This is a genomic window from Streptomyces iakyrus (assembly GCF_000717055.1).
GTDB classification, from domain to species: Bacteria; Actinomycetota; Actinomycetes; order Streptomycetales; family Streptomycetaceae; genus Streptomyces; species Streptomyces iakyrus.
On sequence record NZ_JNXI01000009.1, the window covers coordinates 155,181 to 169,354 of the forward strand.

The window sequence follows — 14,174 nt, forward strand, 5'->3', positions numbered from 1 at the left end:
CGTCATGTCCCGAACCACCACGCAACGCACAGCAGTCGCGATCTCCGCCGCCGTCCTCCTGCTCCCGCTCAGCGCCTGCGGCGGTGACACCGAGGCCGGCAGCGGCTCCACGGTCACCGTCACCGTCGGCTACCAGTCCAGGACGATCAACACCGTCACGGCGGGCACCCTGCTCCGCTCCCTCGGCTCCTTCGAGAAGCAGCTCAACGCCCTGCACGACGGCGTCCGTTACAAGGTGAACTGGCAGGACTACGCCACTGGGGCCCCCATCACCGCGCAGATGACCGCGGGGAAGATCGACATCGGCTCGATGGGCGACTTCCCCCTTCTCATCAACGCGGCCCGCGGCAAGCAGCTGAACAGCCCCACCCGCCTGGTCTCGGTCACCGGTTACAACCTCCGCGGCGGCCTCAACACCATCGTCACCGCGCCGGACTCCAAGCTGACCTCCCTGCAGGACCTGAAGGGCAGGAAGATCTCCACGAGCGTCGGCTCGGCCGCCGACGGCACCCTCGTACGGGCCTTGCAGCGCGCGGGCATCGATCCGGACAGCGGCATCGAGAAGCTCAACCAGCAGCCCTCCGTCGGCGCCTCCGCCCTCGCGGCGGGCAGCACGGACGCCCTGTCCCAGTTCGTCGCCTGGCCCGGCCTGCTCGCCTTCCAGGGCAAGGCGAAGGCGATCTACGACGGCGCCCGGCTGAACCTGCCCACCTTCCACGGCGTCACCGCCCGCGAGGACTTCGCGAAGCAGCGCCCGGCCGTACTGGAGGCCTTCCTGAAGGCCCAGGCGCAGGCGACCGACTACCTCAACGACCACCCGGTGGACGCCGCCGAGAAGGTCGCCAAGGCGACGGGTCTGCCCGCCGAGGTCGTCTACCTCTACAACGGCGGTCACGGCATCGCCACCTTCGACCCGGCCATCAAGCCCCAGCTCGTCTCCGCGCTGAAGCAGGACGTGTCGGTCCTCAAGTCGGCGAAGCTCACCGGCGACGTGGACGTCGACTCCTTCGTCGACGACCGGTACGTGAAGAAGGCCCTCGGGCCGGCGGCGTACGCCAGGCACCTCGCCACGAAGCCCGCACCGGCCGCGGGCGAGGCATGGCTCAAGGGCGCCTCGAAGACGGTCTCGTTCAACTCCCCCTCCAAGCTGCTGCGTTACGTCGCCGGGCACCGCGACGACCTGCGCGCCGCCTATGTCCCCGACACCACCACCGGCACCCTCTGGTTCGCCGACAAGGCTGTGTGGGTGGCCGACGGCGACCGGCTGCTGCCCTTCGTCGCCCCCGACACCGCGCAGGCGTACATCGCCGCGCACGGCGGAGCGCGGGTCGTCCCGTACGCCGATGCTCTGGAGCGGGCCTCGTGAAGCGGTACGCGCTCCGTCTCGTGTCGCTGGCCGCCGCCCTCGGCCTGTGGCAGGCGCTGACCAGCTGGAACATCGACCTGTGGCTGCGCTTCTCGCAGTTCCCCACCGTCACCGACGTGGCCCGGACCTTCGCCGCCCGGGTGTCCGGGCCGGACTACTGGACGGACCTCACCGACAGCCTCACCCGGATCCTCGCGGGCTTCCTGCTGGCCGCCGTCCTCGGGGTGGCCACGGGCGTGCTCGTGGCGCGCTCGCGTCTCGCCGAGGACCTGCTCGGTCCGGTGCTGGAGGTGATCCGGCCGATCCCGGCCATCGCCCTGGTCCCCGTCGCGATCCTGCTCTTCCCCTCCAACGAGCAGGGCATCGTCTTCATCACCTGCACCGCCGCCTTCTTCCCGGTGCTGGTCTCCACCCGGCACGCGGTGCGCGCCCTGACGCCCGTATGGGAGGAAGCCGTGCGCACCATGGGCGGCGGCCGGTGGCGGATCCTCGGCTCGGTCGTCCTGCCGGGCGCGCTGCCCGGCGTGTTCGGCGGTCTGTCCGTCGGCATCGGCGTCTCGTGGATCTGTGTGATCTCCGCCGAGATGATCTCCGGCCAGTACGGCGTCGGATACCGCACCTGGCAGGACTACACCGTCGTCGACTACCCCGGCGTGTTCGTCGGCATGGCCACCATCGGGGTCCTCGGCTGGCTCACCTCCACGGCCGTGGAACTGCTGGGCCGCCGTCTCACCCGCTGGCTGCCGCGCACCGCGTACGTGCCCGGCGCCCGGCCTCCCCGGCCCGACCGGTCCGACCGGTCCGTGACACCGGCGGCGGCACCGGCACCGGCCGACCCCGCCGAGGCCCCCGGAGGGGCCCGATCCGAGGAGGCACGCGATGAGCACCTCGTCTGAGACCGTCTCGAACACCCCGTCCAAGGCTGCCACGGACGCCTCGTCCGGCACCGGGCCGACAGCCCCGCCGGAGGCCGCCGCCCCCGTGCGCGGGACCCGGCTGACGCTCGCCGGTGCCTCCCTCGGCCGCCCCGGCGCGATCGCCCTGGACGAGGTCGGCCTGGACATCGCCCCCGGCGAGATCCTCACCGTCGTCGGCCCCTCCGGCTGCGGCAAGTCGACCCTGCTGCGCACCCTGGCCGGCCTGCTGTCGCCGCTCGCCGGCGATATCACCCAGGACGGGCACCCGCTGACCGGCCCCTCGGCCGACCGCGCCCTGGTCTTCCAGGAGGACGCCCTGCTCCCCTGGCGCACCCTGCGTGCCAACGTCGAACTCCCCCTCGCCATCCGCGGCGTGCCCCGCGCCGAGCGCCGGAGGCAGGCCCAGGCCTGGCTGGAGCGGGTCGGGCTCGGCTCGCAGGCACGGCAGTTGCCGCACCGGGTCTCCGGCGGGCAACGCCAGCGCGTCCAGCTGGCCCGCGCCCTGGCCGGACGACCGCGCGCCGTCCTGATGGACGAGCCGTTCGGTGCCCTCGACGCGCAGACCCGCGCGGGGATGCAGGACCTGCTGGTGGAGGTGCTCCAGGGCACGGGCGCCACCGTCGTCTTCGTCACCCACGACGTGGACGAGGCGCTGTTCCTGGGCGACCGCGTGGCCCTGCTCGGCGCGGGCGGCCTCGTCGCCGTCCGGGACATCCCCCGCCCGCGCGAGCGCGGCGCACACGACGACCCGGCGCGCGTGGCCCTGCGGCGCGACGTCCTCACCTCGCTCGGTACGTGAAAGGCACCCCGGTGACCACCTCCGTGAACCCCCCTGCGGACACCCCCCTGGCCGTCCCGCCCCTCGCCGTCCCGCCTCTCGCCGACGCCGAGGAACTGACCTGCGACGTCCTCGTCATCGGCGGCGGCACCGCCGGCACCATGGCCGCCCTGACCGCCGCCGAGCACGGCGCGAACGTGCTGCTGCTGGAGAAGGCGCACGTCCGTCACTCCGGCGCGCTCGCCATGGGCATGGACGGAGTCAACAACGCGGTCATCCCGGGCCGGGCCGAACCCGACGACTACGTCGCCGAGATCACCCGCGCCAACGACGGCATCGTCGACCAGTCCACCGTCCGCCAGACCGCCACCCGCGGCTTCGGCATGGTGCAGCGGCTGGAGTCCTACGGCGTGAAGTTCGAGAAGGACGAACACGGCGACTACGCGGTCCGCCAGGTGCACCGCTCCGGCTCGTACGTCCTTCCCATGCCGGAGGGCAAGGACGTCAAGAAGGTCCTCTACCGGCAGCTGCGGCGGCGCGAGATGCGGGAGCGGATCCGCATCGAGAACCGCGTGATGCCGGTGCGGGTCCTCACCGCCGGGGGGAGGGCCGTGGGGGCGGCCGGCTTCAACACCCGCACCGGGCAGTTCGTCCAGGTCCGCGCGGGCGCGGTGATCCTCGCGACGGGCGCCTGCGGCCGCCTCGGCCTGCCCGCCTCCGGCTACCTCTACGGCACCTACGAGAACCCCACCAACGCGGGCGACGGCTACGCCATGGCCTACCACGCGGGCGCCGAGCTCACCGGCATCGAGTGCTTCCAGATCAACCCGCTGATCAAGGACTACAACGGCCCGGCCTGCGCCTACGTCGCCAACCCCTTCGGCGGCTACCAGGTCAACCGGCACGGCGAGCGCTTCGTCGACTCCGACTACTGGTCGGGCCAGATGATGGCCGAGTTCGCGGCGGAGGTCGCCTCCGACCGGGGCCCCGTCTACCTGAAGCTGAGCCATCTCCCCGAGGAGTCGGTCTCGGCCCTGGAGACGATCCTGCACTCCACCGAGCGCCCCACCCGCGGCACCTTCCACTCCGGCCGCGGACACGACTACCGCACCCACGACATCGAGATGCACATCTCCGAGATCGGCCTGTGCGGCGGCCACTCCGCCTCCGGCGTCCGCGTGGACGACCACGCCCGCACGACCGTGCCGCGGCTGTACGCGGCCGGCGACCTGGCGTGCGTGCCCCACAACTACATGATCGGCGCGTTCGTCTTCGGCGACCTCGCGGGCGCGGACGCCTCCCAGTACACGGCGTACGAAGGGGAGTTGCCGGATGACCAGCTGCGTGAGGCGCACGAGCTGATCTACCGCCCGCTGCGCAACCCCGACGGCCCGCCGCAGCCCCAGGTCGAGTACAAGCTGCGGCGCTTCGTGAACGACTACGTCGCCCCGCCCAAGTCCGGCGCCCGGCTGTCGCTGGCCCTGGAGGCCTTCGAGCGGATGCACACCGACGTCGCCGAGATGGGCGCCCGCACCGCGCACGAGCTGATGCGCTGCGCCGAGGTCACCTTCATCCGCGACTGCGCGGAGATGGCCGCACGCTCCTCCCTGGCCCGGACGGAGTCCCGCTGGGGCCTCTACCACGATCGGCTCGACCACCCCCAGCGGGACGACGCCTCCTGGTTCCACCATCTCGATCTGCACAAGTCCCCCTCTGGTGCGATGGAGTTCACGGCAAGGCCCGTGGCTCCCTACCTCGTTCCGGTGGACGGCTTCGATCCCGTCGGCGGTCCGTCCCGTGTTCTCGGCGAGGTCCACGCCGAGGATGTGGCCACGGCGGGCTCGCGTGACCTGGCGCCGGTCGCGGCCGCGGTCGGGGCTGCGGCCGAGACGACGGAGCCGGTCCCGCCACCGGAGCCTTCGGCCGTCGCGCCCTCCGATGAGCAGTCCGCCGCCCGTCTTCTCGAACTCGTCGCCCTCGCCGACGAGGAGCCCGAACTCGTCGCCCTCCGGCCCTACTTGGCCGACCCCGTCGCCACCGTCCGCCGTGAGGCCGTCGCCGTGCTCACCGAGACGCTTCCGCGGGGAACGGGCACCGCCCTCGCCGCCGCCCTGCGCGACAGCGCCGCCGAGGTACGTGCCTCCGCCGCTGCCTCACTGCGGGAGCTGGTCGAGACGCTCCCGGCCGAGCCGGACCTGCGCGACGGTCTCGCCGCCGCCTTGGCGGAGCCGGACCCGGTGGTGCGCGCCGCGGCCCTGGACGTCCTGCGCGCCCTGCGCCTCGGAGACGCCGCCCTGTTCGCGGACTCTCTCGTGGACGCCGACATCGCCGTGCGCATCGAGGCCGTACGCGCCCTGGTGTCCGTCGACGCCGCCGGCGAACTGGCCGGCGCGGCGCTCGCCGACCCCTCCCGCGAGGTCCGGGTCGCGATCGCCAAGGGCCTGGCCACGGTGGGTGCCGAGCAGCTCGCGGGTGACGCCCCCGCCGCCGATCCCGCCGCGGGCGTCATCGAAGCGGCCCTCACCGGCCTCCTCGACGACCCCGATGCCCTGGTGCGGGCCGCGGCCTACAAAGCACTCGGCACCACCGGGTGCCCGGCGCCCCTCACCGCACGCGCCGTGGCCGCCCTGTCCGAGAGGGCCTGGCAGGTCCGGTCCGGAGCCGCCACCGCCCTGTCGGTCACCGACCCCGACGTCGCCGTCCCGGCGCTCGCCAAGGCCCTGGCGGACGCCAACGCCGACGTCCGCAAGGCCGCCGTCCTGGCGCTGACCCGGCACCGCGGCACCGAGGAGGCCCGGGCGGCGCTCGCCACGGCGACGACGGACTCCGACGCGGATGTCAGGGCGTACGCGGGACGGGCGCTGTGACCGGCCCGGCTTCCGGATCCGCCTGACCCGGCCGGAGCCCGGCCCTATATCCAGTCGTCGGGCTCCGGCTCCTCGTCCATCTCCGGCCAGTGGTCCGGCTCGCCCGCGTCCTGCCCGGCGGGGTGAGCCGCCTCCCGGCCGGACGCCGTCCGGGCCGGGGGCGAATCGCTCGCGGGAGCGGAGCCTGCCGGCCCGCCCAGCGAGGCGAGCACCTCCAGCACACCCTCGCCGTACGTCGCCAGCTTCTTCTCACCGACCCCGCTGACGCCGCCGAGCTCCCGCACCGACGCCGGCCACACCGTGGCGATCTCCCGCAGCGTGGCGTCGTGGAAGATGACGTACGCCGGGACGCCCTGCTCACGGGCCTGCTCGGCGCGCCAGGCGCGCAGTGCCTCGAACGCCGGCAGCAGTTCCTCGGGCAGCTCGGCGGCGACAGCCCTGCCCTTGCGCTCGCCCCGCCCGGAGCCGGACGACGAGGATCCCGACCGGGAGGTCGCGGGCTTCTTCGGCTCCTTGCGCAGCGGCACGTCCCGCTCCCGCCGCAGCACCGCCCCGCTCGCCTCGGTCAGCACCAGCGTGCCGTACTCGCCCTCCACCGCGAGCAGCCCCTGCGCGAGCAACTGCCTTATGACACCCCGCCATTCGGCCTCGGTCAGCTCCTCGCCGATACCGAAGACGGACAGCTGGTCGTGGTCGAACTGGATGACCTTGCCGGTGCGCTTCCCCAGCAGGATGTCGACGATCTGCACCGCGCCGAACTTCTGTCCGCGCTCCCGCTGCAACCGGACGACCGTCGACAGCGCCTTCTGTGCCGCGATGGTGCCGTCCCAGGTCTCCGGCGGGGTCAGGCACGTGTCGCAGTTGCCGCAGCCGGCCGCGTCCGGGTCCTGGCCGAAGTAGGCGAGCAGCTGGCCCCGGCGGCACTGGGCGGTCTCGCACAGCGCCAGCATCGAGTCCAGGTGGGCCTGGGCCCGGCGCCGGAAGGCCTCGTCGCCCTCGCCGGACTGGATCAGCTTGCGCTGCTGGATGACGTCGTTCAGCCCGTAGGCCATCCAGGCCGTCGAGGGCAGCCCGTCACGGCCGGCCCGGCCCGTCTCCTGGTAGTAGCCCTCGACCGACTTGGGCAGGTCGAGGTGGGCGACGAAACGGACGTCCGGCTTGTCGATGCCCATGCCGAAGGCGATGGTCGCCACCACGACCAGGCCGTCCTCCCGCAGGAAGCGGGACTGGTGGGCCGCGCGCGTGCCGGCGTCCAGGCCCGCGTGGTACGGCACCGCCTCGATGCCGTTGCGGCTGAGGAACTCGGCGGTCTTCTCGACCGAGTTGCGCGACAGGCAGTAGACGATGCCCGCGTCGCCCGCGTGCTCCTCGCGCAGGAAGCTCAGCAGCTGCTTCTTCGGGTCGGCCTTGGGCACGATCCGGTACTGGATGTTGGGCCGGTCGAAGCTCGCCACGAAATGGCGGGCCGTCGGCATGTTGAGCCGCTGGGTGATCTCCTGGTGCGTCGCGTGCGTGGCCGTCGCCGTCAGTGCGATGCGCGGCACGTCCGGCCAGCGCTCGCCGAGGAGGGACAGCGCCAGGTAGTCGGGGCGGAAGTCGTGGCCCCACTGGGAGACGCAGTGCGCCTCGTCGATCGCGAAGAGGGAGATCTTGCCGCGGGAGAGCAGGTCGAGTGTGCTCTCCAGCCGCAGCCGCTCCGGCGCCAGGTACAGCAGGTCCAGCTCGCCGGCGAGGAACTCGGCCTCCACCATCCGCCGCTCGTCGAAGTTCTGCGTGGAGTTCATGAACCCGGCCCGCACGCCCAGCGCCCGCAGCGCGTCCACCTGGTCCTGCATCAGGGCGATCAGCGGGGAGACGACCACACCCGTGCCCGGCCGTACCAGGGACGGGATCTGGTAGCACAGCGACTTGCCGCCGCCGGTTGGCATGAGCACGACGGCGTCGCCACCCGCCACCACATGCTCGATGACGGCTTCCTGCTCGCCGCGGAAGGCGTCGTAGCCGAAAACCCGGTGCAGCGTGGCCAGCGCCTCGCTCGCGTCGGCGCCGAGGGGCCCTGCGGGACCGCGGCCCGCGCCGGTTCCGGCCCCGGTCCCGGCCGCCCCGGTCCCGATCGCCTCCGCCCCGGTCACCGCGTCCAGTTCCGTCATCACACCCGTCCCGCCCGTCGCGCCCATCGTTGCGTCCCCCGTGCGTCGCGCCTCGACCACTGCGTCCACCATAGGCGCCCACACCGACAGCCCCGGAGTTATCCACAGGTCCGCCCCGTAGGGCTGCGTCAAGGACACGATCGTCGTTCACACGTTCGCAGGAGACCTGCCCGTTTCCGGCGGATAGTCTGAATGCACCCGCGAGACTCCGTCCCATGGGAGCACTGATGAGCGTCGCACCGAAGGCGTCCAAGCCCACCTGGCCGACCCCGCCGGAAGGCGGCTGGACCGCCGACGACCTGGACCGCCTCCCGAATCTTCCTCCGCACACGGAGCTGATCGACGGGAGCCTTGTCTTCGTGAGTCCGCAAACCGTCTTCCACGAGCGTGCCATCGACTTTTTCAAGTGGCAGCTGCAGTCTCTGGCACCCGCGGATCTCGAAGTGTTCCGAGAGTTCACCATCGACCTCGACCGCCAGAACCGTCCCGAACCGGATGTGGTCGTGGTACGCGGGGACATTGTGGAAGACCCTGATCAGACCCGGTTTCCCGCGGGCGCTGTGCTCCTGGCCATCGAGGTCGTCTCCGAGGACTCCGTCTCCCGCGACCGCGAGACCAAGCCCCTGAAGTACGCGCGTGCCAGGATTCCGCACTACTGGCGGGTCGAGAACGAGAACGGGCGCGCCGCGGTGCATGTCTTCGAGCTGGAGCCGACCACGGGCGCCTACACCGGCATCAACATCTTCCGCGAGCGGATGAAAGTGGACGTTCCGTTCCCGGCAGACCTGGACCTCACTCAGATCCGGGCACGCCGGGACAGGACGCAATAGACCTGGACAAGCCGCGGCCCGGCACCCCTGGGGGAGGGTACCGGGCCGCGGCTTTCGTCCAAGCGGCGTCAGCGCACGAACACTCCCGCCTGCCCCGCCAGATCCAGGAAGTACTGCGGTGCCACACCGAGCACCAGCGTGACCGCCACGCCCACCCCGATCGCCGTCATCGTCAGCGGCGACGGCACCGCCACCGTCGGGCCCTCCGGCCGCGGCTCGCTGAAGAACATCAGCACGATGACGCGGATGTAGAAGAACGCCGCGATCGCCGACGAGATCACACCGATGACGACGAGCGGGGCGGCCCCGCCCTCCGCCGCCGCCTTGAACACGGCGAACTTGCCGGCGAAGCCGGACGTCAGCGGAATGCCCGCGAAGGCCAGCAGGAACACCGCGAAGACCGCCGCCACCAGCGGGGACCTGCGCCCGAGGCCGGCCCACTTGGACAGGTGCGTCGCCTCGCCGCCCGCGTCGCGGACCAGGGTCACCACCGCGAAGGCGCCGATCGTCACGAACGAGTACGCCGCCAGGTAGAACAGCACCGACGAGACACCGTCGGGCGTGGTCGCGATGACACCCGCGAGGATGAACCCGGCGTGCGCGATCGACGAGTACGCCAGCAGCCGCTTGATGTCGGTCTGCGTGATGGCGACGATCGCACCGCCCAGCATCGTGACGATGGCCACGGCCCACATGACCGGCCGCCAGTCCCAGCGCAGGCCCGGCAGGACGACGTAGAGCAGTCGCAGCAGGGCGCCGAACGCCGCCACCTTCGTCGCCGCCGCCATGAAGCCGGTCACGGGCGTCGGCGCGCCCTGGTACACGTCCGGTGTCCACATGTGGAACGGCACGGCGCCCACCTTGAACAGCAGGCCCATCACCAGCAGGGCGGCGCCGATCAGCAGCAGCGCGTCGTTGCCCATGGTGTCGGCGAGCGCCGGGTTGACGTCCTGCACGGTGCCGTCGACGACCTGCGCGATCGTCGCGTACGACATCGAGCCCGCGTAGCCGTAGAGCAGGGCGATGCCGAACAGGGTGAACGCGGAGGCGAAGGCGCCGAGCAGGAAGTACTTGACCGCCGCCTCCTGCGACATGAGCCGCTTACGGCGGGCCAGCGCGCACAGCAGGTACAGCGGGAGGGAGAGGACCTCCAGCGCGACGAACAGCGTCAGCAGGTCGTTGGCCGCCGGGAAGATCAGCATGCCGGCGACGGCGAACATCAGCAGCGGGAACACCTCGGTGGTGGTGAACCCGGCCTTGACCGCGGCCTTCTCGCTCTCACTGCCCGGCACGGACGCGGCCTGCGCGGCGAAGGAGTCGACGCGGTTGCCGTGCACCACCGGGTCGAGGCGCCGCTCGGCGAAGGTGAACAGGCCCACCAGGGCCGCCAGCAGGATCGTGCCCTGGAGGAACAGGGCGGGCCCGTCGACGGCGATCGCGCCCATCGCGGCGATGCGCGCCTTGGTCGTGCCGTAGCCGTCGGCCGCGAGGGCCACGACCGCGGCGAACGCGGCCGCGAGGGCGACGACGGACACGAACATCTGGGCGTAGTAGCGCGATTTGCGCGGGACGAACGCCTCGATGAGGATCCCGATGATCGCCGCGCCGACGACGATCAGGGTCGGCGACAGCTGGCCGTACTCGAACTTCGGTGCGTCGATCTTGGTGATCGGATCGGCCGCGTTTGTCCACAGGCTGTGGACGGCTGTTGCGCTCACTTGGCCGCCTCCACCTCGGGCTGGGGGTCCTTCTTCTGTACGTCGGACATGGTCTGTTTGACCGCCGGGTCGATGATCTCCGTGACGGGCTTCGGGTAGACGCCCAGGAAGATCAGCAGGACGACCAGCGGGGCGACGACCACGAGCTCACGGACCCGCAGGTCCGGCATCGCGGAGACCTCCGGTTTCACCGGGCCCGTCATCGTCCGCTGGTAGAGGACGAGGGTGTAGAGCGCGGCGAGGACGATGCCGAAGGTGGCGATGATGCCGATCACCGGGTAGCGCGTGAACGTGCCGACCAGCACCAGGAACTCACTGACGAACGGGGCAAGACCCGGCAGGGAGAGGGTGGCGAGGCTGCCGATCAGGAAGGTGCCGGCGAGCACCGGGGCGACCTTCTGCACGCCGCCGTAGTCGGCAATGAGCCGCGAGCCGCGCCGGGAGATCAGGAAGCCCGCCACCAGCATCAGCGCGGCCGTCGAGATGCCGTGGTTGATCATGTAGAGCGTCGCGCCGGACTGGCCCTGGCTGGTCATCGCGAAGATGCCCATGATGATGAAGCCGAAGTGGGAAATCGACGCGTACGCCACCAGCCGCTTGATGTCCCGCTGGCCGACCGCGAGCAGCGCCCCGTAGATGATGCTGATCAGGGCGAGGACGAGGATCGCGGGCGTGGCCCACTTGCTGGCCTCCGGGAAGAGCTGGAGACAGAAGCGGAGCATCGCGAACGTGCCCACCTTGTCGACGACCGCCGTGATGAGCACCGCGACCGGGGCCGTGGACTCCTGCATGGCGTTGGGCAGCCAGGTGTGCAGCGGCCACAGCGGCGCCTTCACCGCGAAGGCGAAGAAGAAGCCGAGGAACAGCCAGCGCTCGGTGTTGGTCGCCATGTCGAGCGTGCCGTTGGCGCGGGCCTCGGCGATCTCCTGGAGCGAGAAGTTCCCGGCGACCACATACAGGCCGATCACCGCGGCCAGCATGATCAGACCGCCGACCAGGTTGTAGAGGAGGAACTTGACGGCCGCGTACGAGCGTTGTGTCGCCGCCGCCTTCTCGCCGTGCTCGTGGGCACGGTCCCCGAAGCCGCCGATGAGGAAGTACATCGGGATCAGCATGGCTTCGAAGAAGATGTAGAAGAGGAAGACGTCGGTGGCCTCGAAGGAGAGGATCACCATCGCCTCGACGGCGAGGATCAGGGCGAAGAAGCCCTGCGTCGGCCGCCAGCGGCTGCTGCCGGTCTCCAGGGGGTCGGCGTCGTGCCAGCCCGCGAGGATGATGAACGGGATCAGCAGCGCCGTGAGCGCGATGAGCGCCACGCCGATGCCGTCCACGCCCAGTTCGTAGCGGACGCCGAAGTCGGCGATCCAGGCGTGGGACTCGGTGAGCTGGTAGCGGTCGCCGCCCGGGTCGAAGCGCACCAGGACGACGATCGCCAGGGCGAGCGTGGCGAGCGAGAAGAGCAGCGCCAGCCACTTGGCCGCGGTGCGCTGCGCGGCCGGGACGGCGGCGGTGGCGATCGCCCCGACGGCCGGGAGCGCCGCTGTCACTGTCAGCAGAGGAAAGGACATCGGTATCAGACCGCCCTCATCAGCAGGGTCGCGGCGACGATGACCGCCGCACCCCCGAACATCGAGACCGCGTAGGAGCGGGCGAAGCCGTTCTGCAGCTTGCGCATCCGCCCGGAGAGGCCGCCGACCGAGGCCGCCGTGCCGTTGACGACGCCGTCGACCAGGGTGTGGTCGACATAGACCAGGGACCGCGTGAGGTGCTCGCCGCCGCGCACCAGGACGACGTGGTTGAAGTCGTCCTGGAGGAGGTCGCGGCGGGCGGCCCGGGTGAGCAGCGAGCCGCGCGGGGCGACGGCCGGGACCGGGCGGCGGCCGTACTGGGCCCAGGCGATGGCGACGCCGATGATCATGCAGGCGACGGTCGCGCCGGTGACCACGCCCGCGCTGATCGGCGGGTTGCCGTGGCTGTGTCCGGTGACGGGCTCCAGCCAGTGCACGAACCGGTCGCCGATGCTGAAGAACGCGCCGCCGGCCACCGATCCGACGGCCAGCACGATCATCGGGACCGTCATGACCTTCGGCGACTCGTGCGGGTGCGGCGGGGTGTACTCGCCGCGCGTCTCGGCGGCGGGCTCCGCGCTCGGCTCGGCCGGGGACGGCGTCGGGGCGTGGCGCCAGCGCTCCTCGCCGAAGAACGTCATCAGCATCACGCGCGTCATGTAGAACGCCGTGATGGCCGCGCCGAGCAGGGCACAGGCGCCGAGGATCCAGCCCTCGGTGCCGCCCTTGGCGAACGCCGCCTCGATGATCTTGTCCTTGGAGAAGAAGCCGGACAGGCCCGGGAAGCCGATGATCGCCAGGTAGCCGAGGCCGAAGGTGACGAAGGTGACCGGCATGTACTTCCGCAGTCCGCCGTAGCGGCGCATGTCGACCTCGTCGTTCATGCCGTGCATGACCGAACCGGCTCCAAGGAAGAGCCCGGCCTTGAAGAAGCCGTGCGTCACCAGGTGCATGATCGCGAAGACGTAGCCGATGGGGCCGAGGCCGGCGGCGAGGATCATGTAGCCGATCTGCGACATGGTCGAGCCGGCCAGCGCCTTCTTGATGTCGTCCTTCGCGCAACCGACGATCGCACCGAACAGCAGCGTGACCGCGCCGACGATGGTGACCACCAGCTGCGCGTCCGGGGCGCCGTTGAAGACGGCCGCGGAGCGGACGATCAGGTAGACGCCCGCCGTCACCATCGTCGCGGCGTGGATGAGGGCCGAGACCGGGGTCGGGCCCTCCATCGCGTCCCCGAGCCAGGACTGCAGCGGCACCTGGGCGGACTTGCCGCAGGCGGCGAGGAGCAGCATCAGCGCGATCGCGGTCAGCTTGTCCTCGCCGGCGGCACCGGCGAGCCCGGCCTCACCGTGGTCGCCGAGCACCGGCCCGAAGGCGAAGGTGCCGAACCACAGGAACATCAGCATGATCGCGATGGACAGGCCCATGTCGCCGACGCGGTTGACCAGGAAGGCCTTCTTCGCGGCCGTGGCGGCGCTGGGCTTGTGCTGCCAGAAGCCGATCAGCAGGTAGGAGGCGAGACCGACGCCCTCCCAGCCGACGTACAGCAGCAGGTAGTTGTCGGCGAGGACGAGGATCAGCATCGCCGCGAGGAACAGGTTCAGATAGCCGAAGAAGCGGCGGCGCCGCTCGTCGTGCTCCATGTACCCGATCGAGTACAGGTGGATCAGCGATCCGACGCCCGTGATCAGCAGCACGAACGTCATGGACAGCTGGTCGAGCTGGAAGGCGACGTCGGCCTGGAAGCCCTCGACCGGGATCCAGCTGAACAGGTGCTGGCTCAGGACGCGGCTCTCGGCGTCCCGGCCCAGCATGTCGGTGAAAAGCACCAGGCCGAGCACGAAGGAGACGGCCGCGAGCAGGGTGCCGAGCCAGTGGCCGACGGCGTCCAGCCGCCGCCCGCCGCACAGCAGGACCGCCGCTCCGAGCAGGGGCGCCGCCACCAGCAGCGCAATGAGGTTCTCCACGATTCTTCCG

The 14,174-nt window shown here is 71.2% G+C and carries 9 protein-coding genes; 5 read left to right on the forward strand and 4 right to left on the reverse strand.

All coding sequences use genetic code 11. The features are described from left to right. The first annotated feature begins 4 nt into the window (after positions 1-4). The 4 genes from OO68_RS16180 to OO68_RS16195 are packed head-to-tail and all read left to right on the forward strand — an operon-like array spanning position 5 to position 5,928. Positions 5-1,366 (forward strand): ABC transporter substrate-binding protein, encoded by a 1,362-nt coding sequence (locus tag OO68_RS16180; RefSeq protein WP_033309045.1) that lies wholly within the window; start codon positions 5-7, stop codon positions 1,364-1,366. After that, positions 1,363-2,262, forward strand: coding sequence for an ABC transporter permease (locus OO68_RS16185; RefSeq protein WP_033309046.1), 900 nt, complete (start codon positions 1,363-1,365; stop codon positions 2,260-2,262). The genes OO68_RS16180 and OO68_RS16185 overlap by 4 nt, the downstream gene beginning before the upstream one ends. Beyond that, entirely contained in the window at positions 2,246-3,082 is an 837-nt protein-coding gene (locus OO68_RS16190) for an ABC transporter ATP-binding protein (RefSeq protein ID WP_245236989.1), read from the forward strand. Before OO68_RS16185 ends, OO68_RS16190 begins: the two co-directional genes overlap by 17 nt. A gap of 11 nt (positions 3,083-3,093) precedes the next feature. After that, positions 3,094-5,928 (forward strand): fumarate reductase/succinate dehydrogenase flavoprotein subunit, encoded by a 2,835-nt coding sequence (locus tag OO68_RS16195; protein ID WP_078625324.1) that lies wholly within the window; start codon positions 3,094-3,096, stop codon positions 5,926-5,928. A 44-nt stretch (positions 5,929-5,972) separates the two neighbouring features. Here OO68_RS16195 and recQ read toward each other — a convergent pair whose 3' ends face one another. Further along, a complete protein-coding gene (gene recQ, locus OO68_RS16200; protein ID WP_403551805.1) occupies positions 5,973-8,078 on the reverse strand; it encodes a DNA helicase RecQ in 2,106 nt (701 codons plus the stop codon). A gap of 227 nt (positions 8,079-8,305) precedes the next feature. On the opposite strand from recQ, the gene OO68_RS16205 reads away from it, so the two are divergent. Continuing rightward, positions 8,306-8,908, forward strand: a complete 603-nt coding sequence (locus tag OO68_RS16205) for a Uma2 family endonuclease (protein WP_033309048.1) — start codon at positions 8,306-8,308, stop codon at positions 8,906-8,908. Between the two features lie 68 nt (positions 8,909-8,976). On the opposite strand, the gene nuoN is transcribed toward OO68_RS16205, so the two are convergent. Genes nuoN through nuoL form a run of 3 tightly spaced genes read right to left on the reverse strand, consistent with a single transcriptional unit; the run spans position 8,977 to position 14,164 of the window. Then, complete coding sequence (nuoN, locus tag OO68_RS16210) at positions 8,977-10,626, reverse strand: NADH-quinone oxidoreductase subunit NuoN (RefSeq protein WP_033309049.1); 1,650 nt, start codon at positions 10,624-10,626, stop codon at positions 8,977-8,979. Beyond that, positions 10,623-12,194, reverse strand: a complete 1,572-nt coding sequence (locus OO68_RS16215) for an NADH-quinone oxidoreductase subunit M (RefSeq protein WP_033309050.1) — start codon at positions 12,192-12,194, stop codon at positions 10,623-10,625. Before OO68_RS16215 ends, nuoN begins: the two co-directional genes overlap by 4 nt. A 5-nt stretch (positions 12,195-12,199) precedes the next feature. Further along, positions 12,200-14,164 carry an NADH-quinone oxidoreductase subunit L gene (nuoL, locus tag OO68_RS16220; protein WP_033309051.1) on the reverse strand — a complete coding sequence of 655 codons (1,965 nt, stop codon included), beginning with the start codon at positions 14,162-14,164 and terminating at the stop codon, positions 12,200-12,202. Between the last annotated feature and the right edge of the window lie 10 nt (positions 14,165-14,174).

Bases quoted from the DNA above. Each gene is read 5' to 3' on its own strand.
- OO68_RS16205 (WP_033309048.1), top strand. From the start codon at position 8,306: ATGAGCGTCGCACCGAAGGCGTCCAAGCCCACCTGGCCGACCCCGCCG.
- OO68_RS16215 (WP_033309050.1), bottom strand. From the start codon at position 12,194: ATGTCCTTTCCTCTGCTGACAGTGACAGCGGCGCTCCCGGCCGTCGGG.
- OO68_RS16190 (WP_245236989.1), top strand. From the start codon at position 2,246: ATGAGCACCTCGTCTGAGACCGTCTCGAACACCCCGTCCAAGGCTGCC.
- OO68_RS16180 (WP_033309045.1), top strand. From the start codon at position 5: ATGTCCCGAACCACCACGCAACGCACAGCAGTCGCGATCTCCGCCGCC.
- recQ (WP_403551805.1), bottom strand. From the start codon at position 8,078: ATGACGGAACTGGACGCGGTGACCGGGGCGGAGGCGATCGGGACCGGG.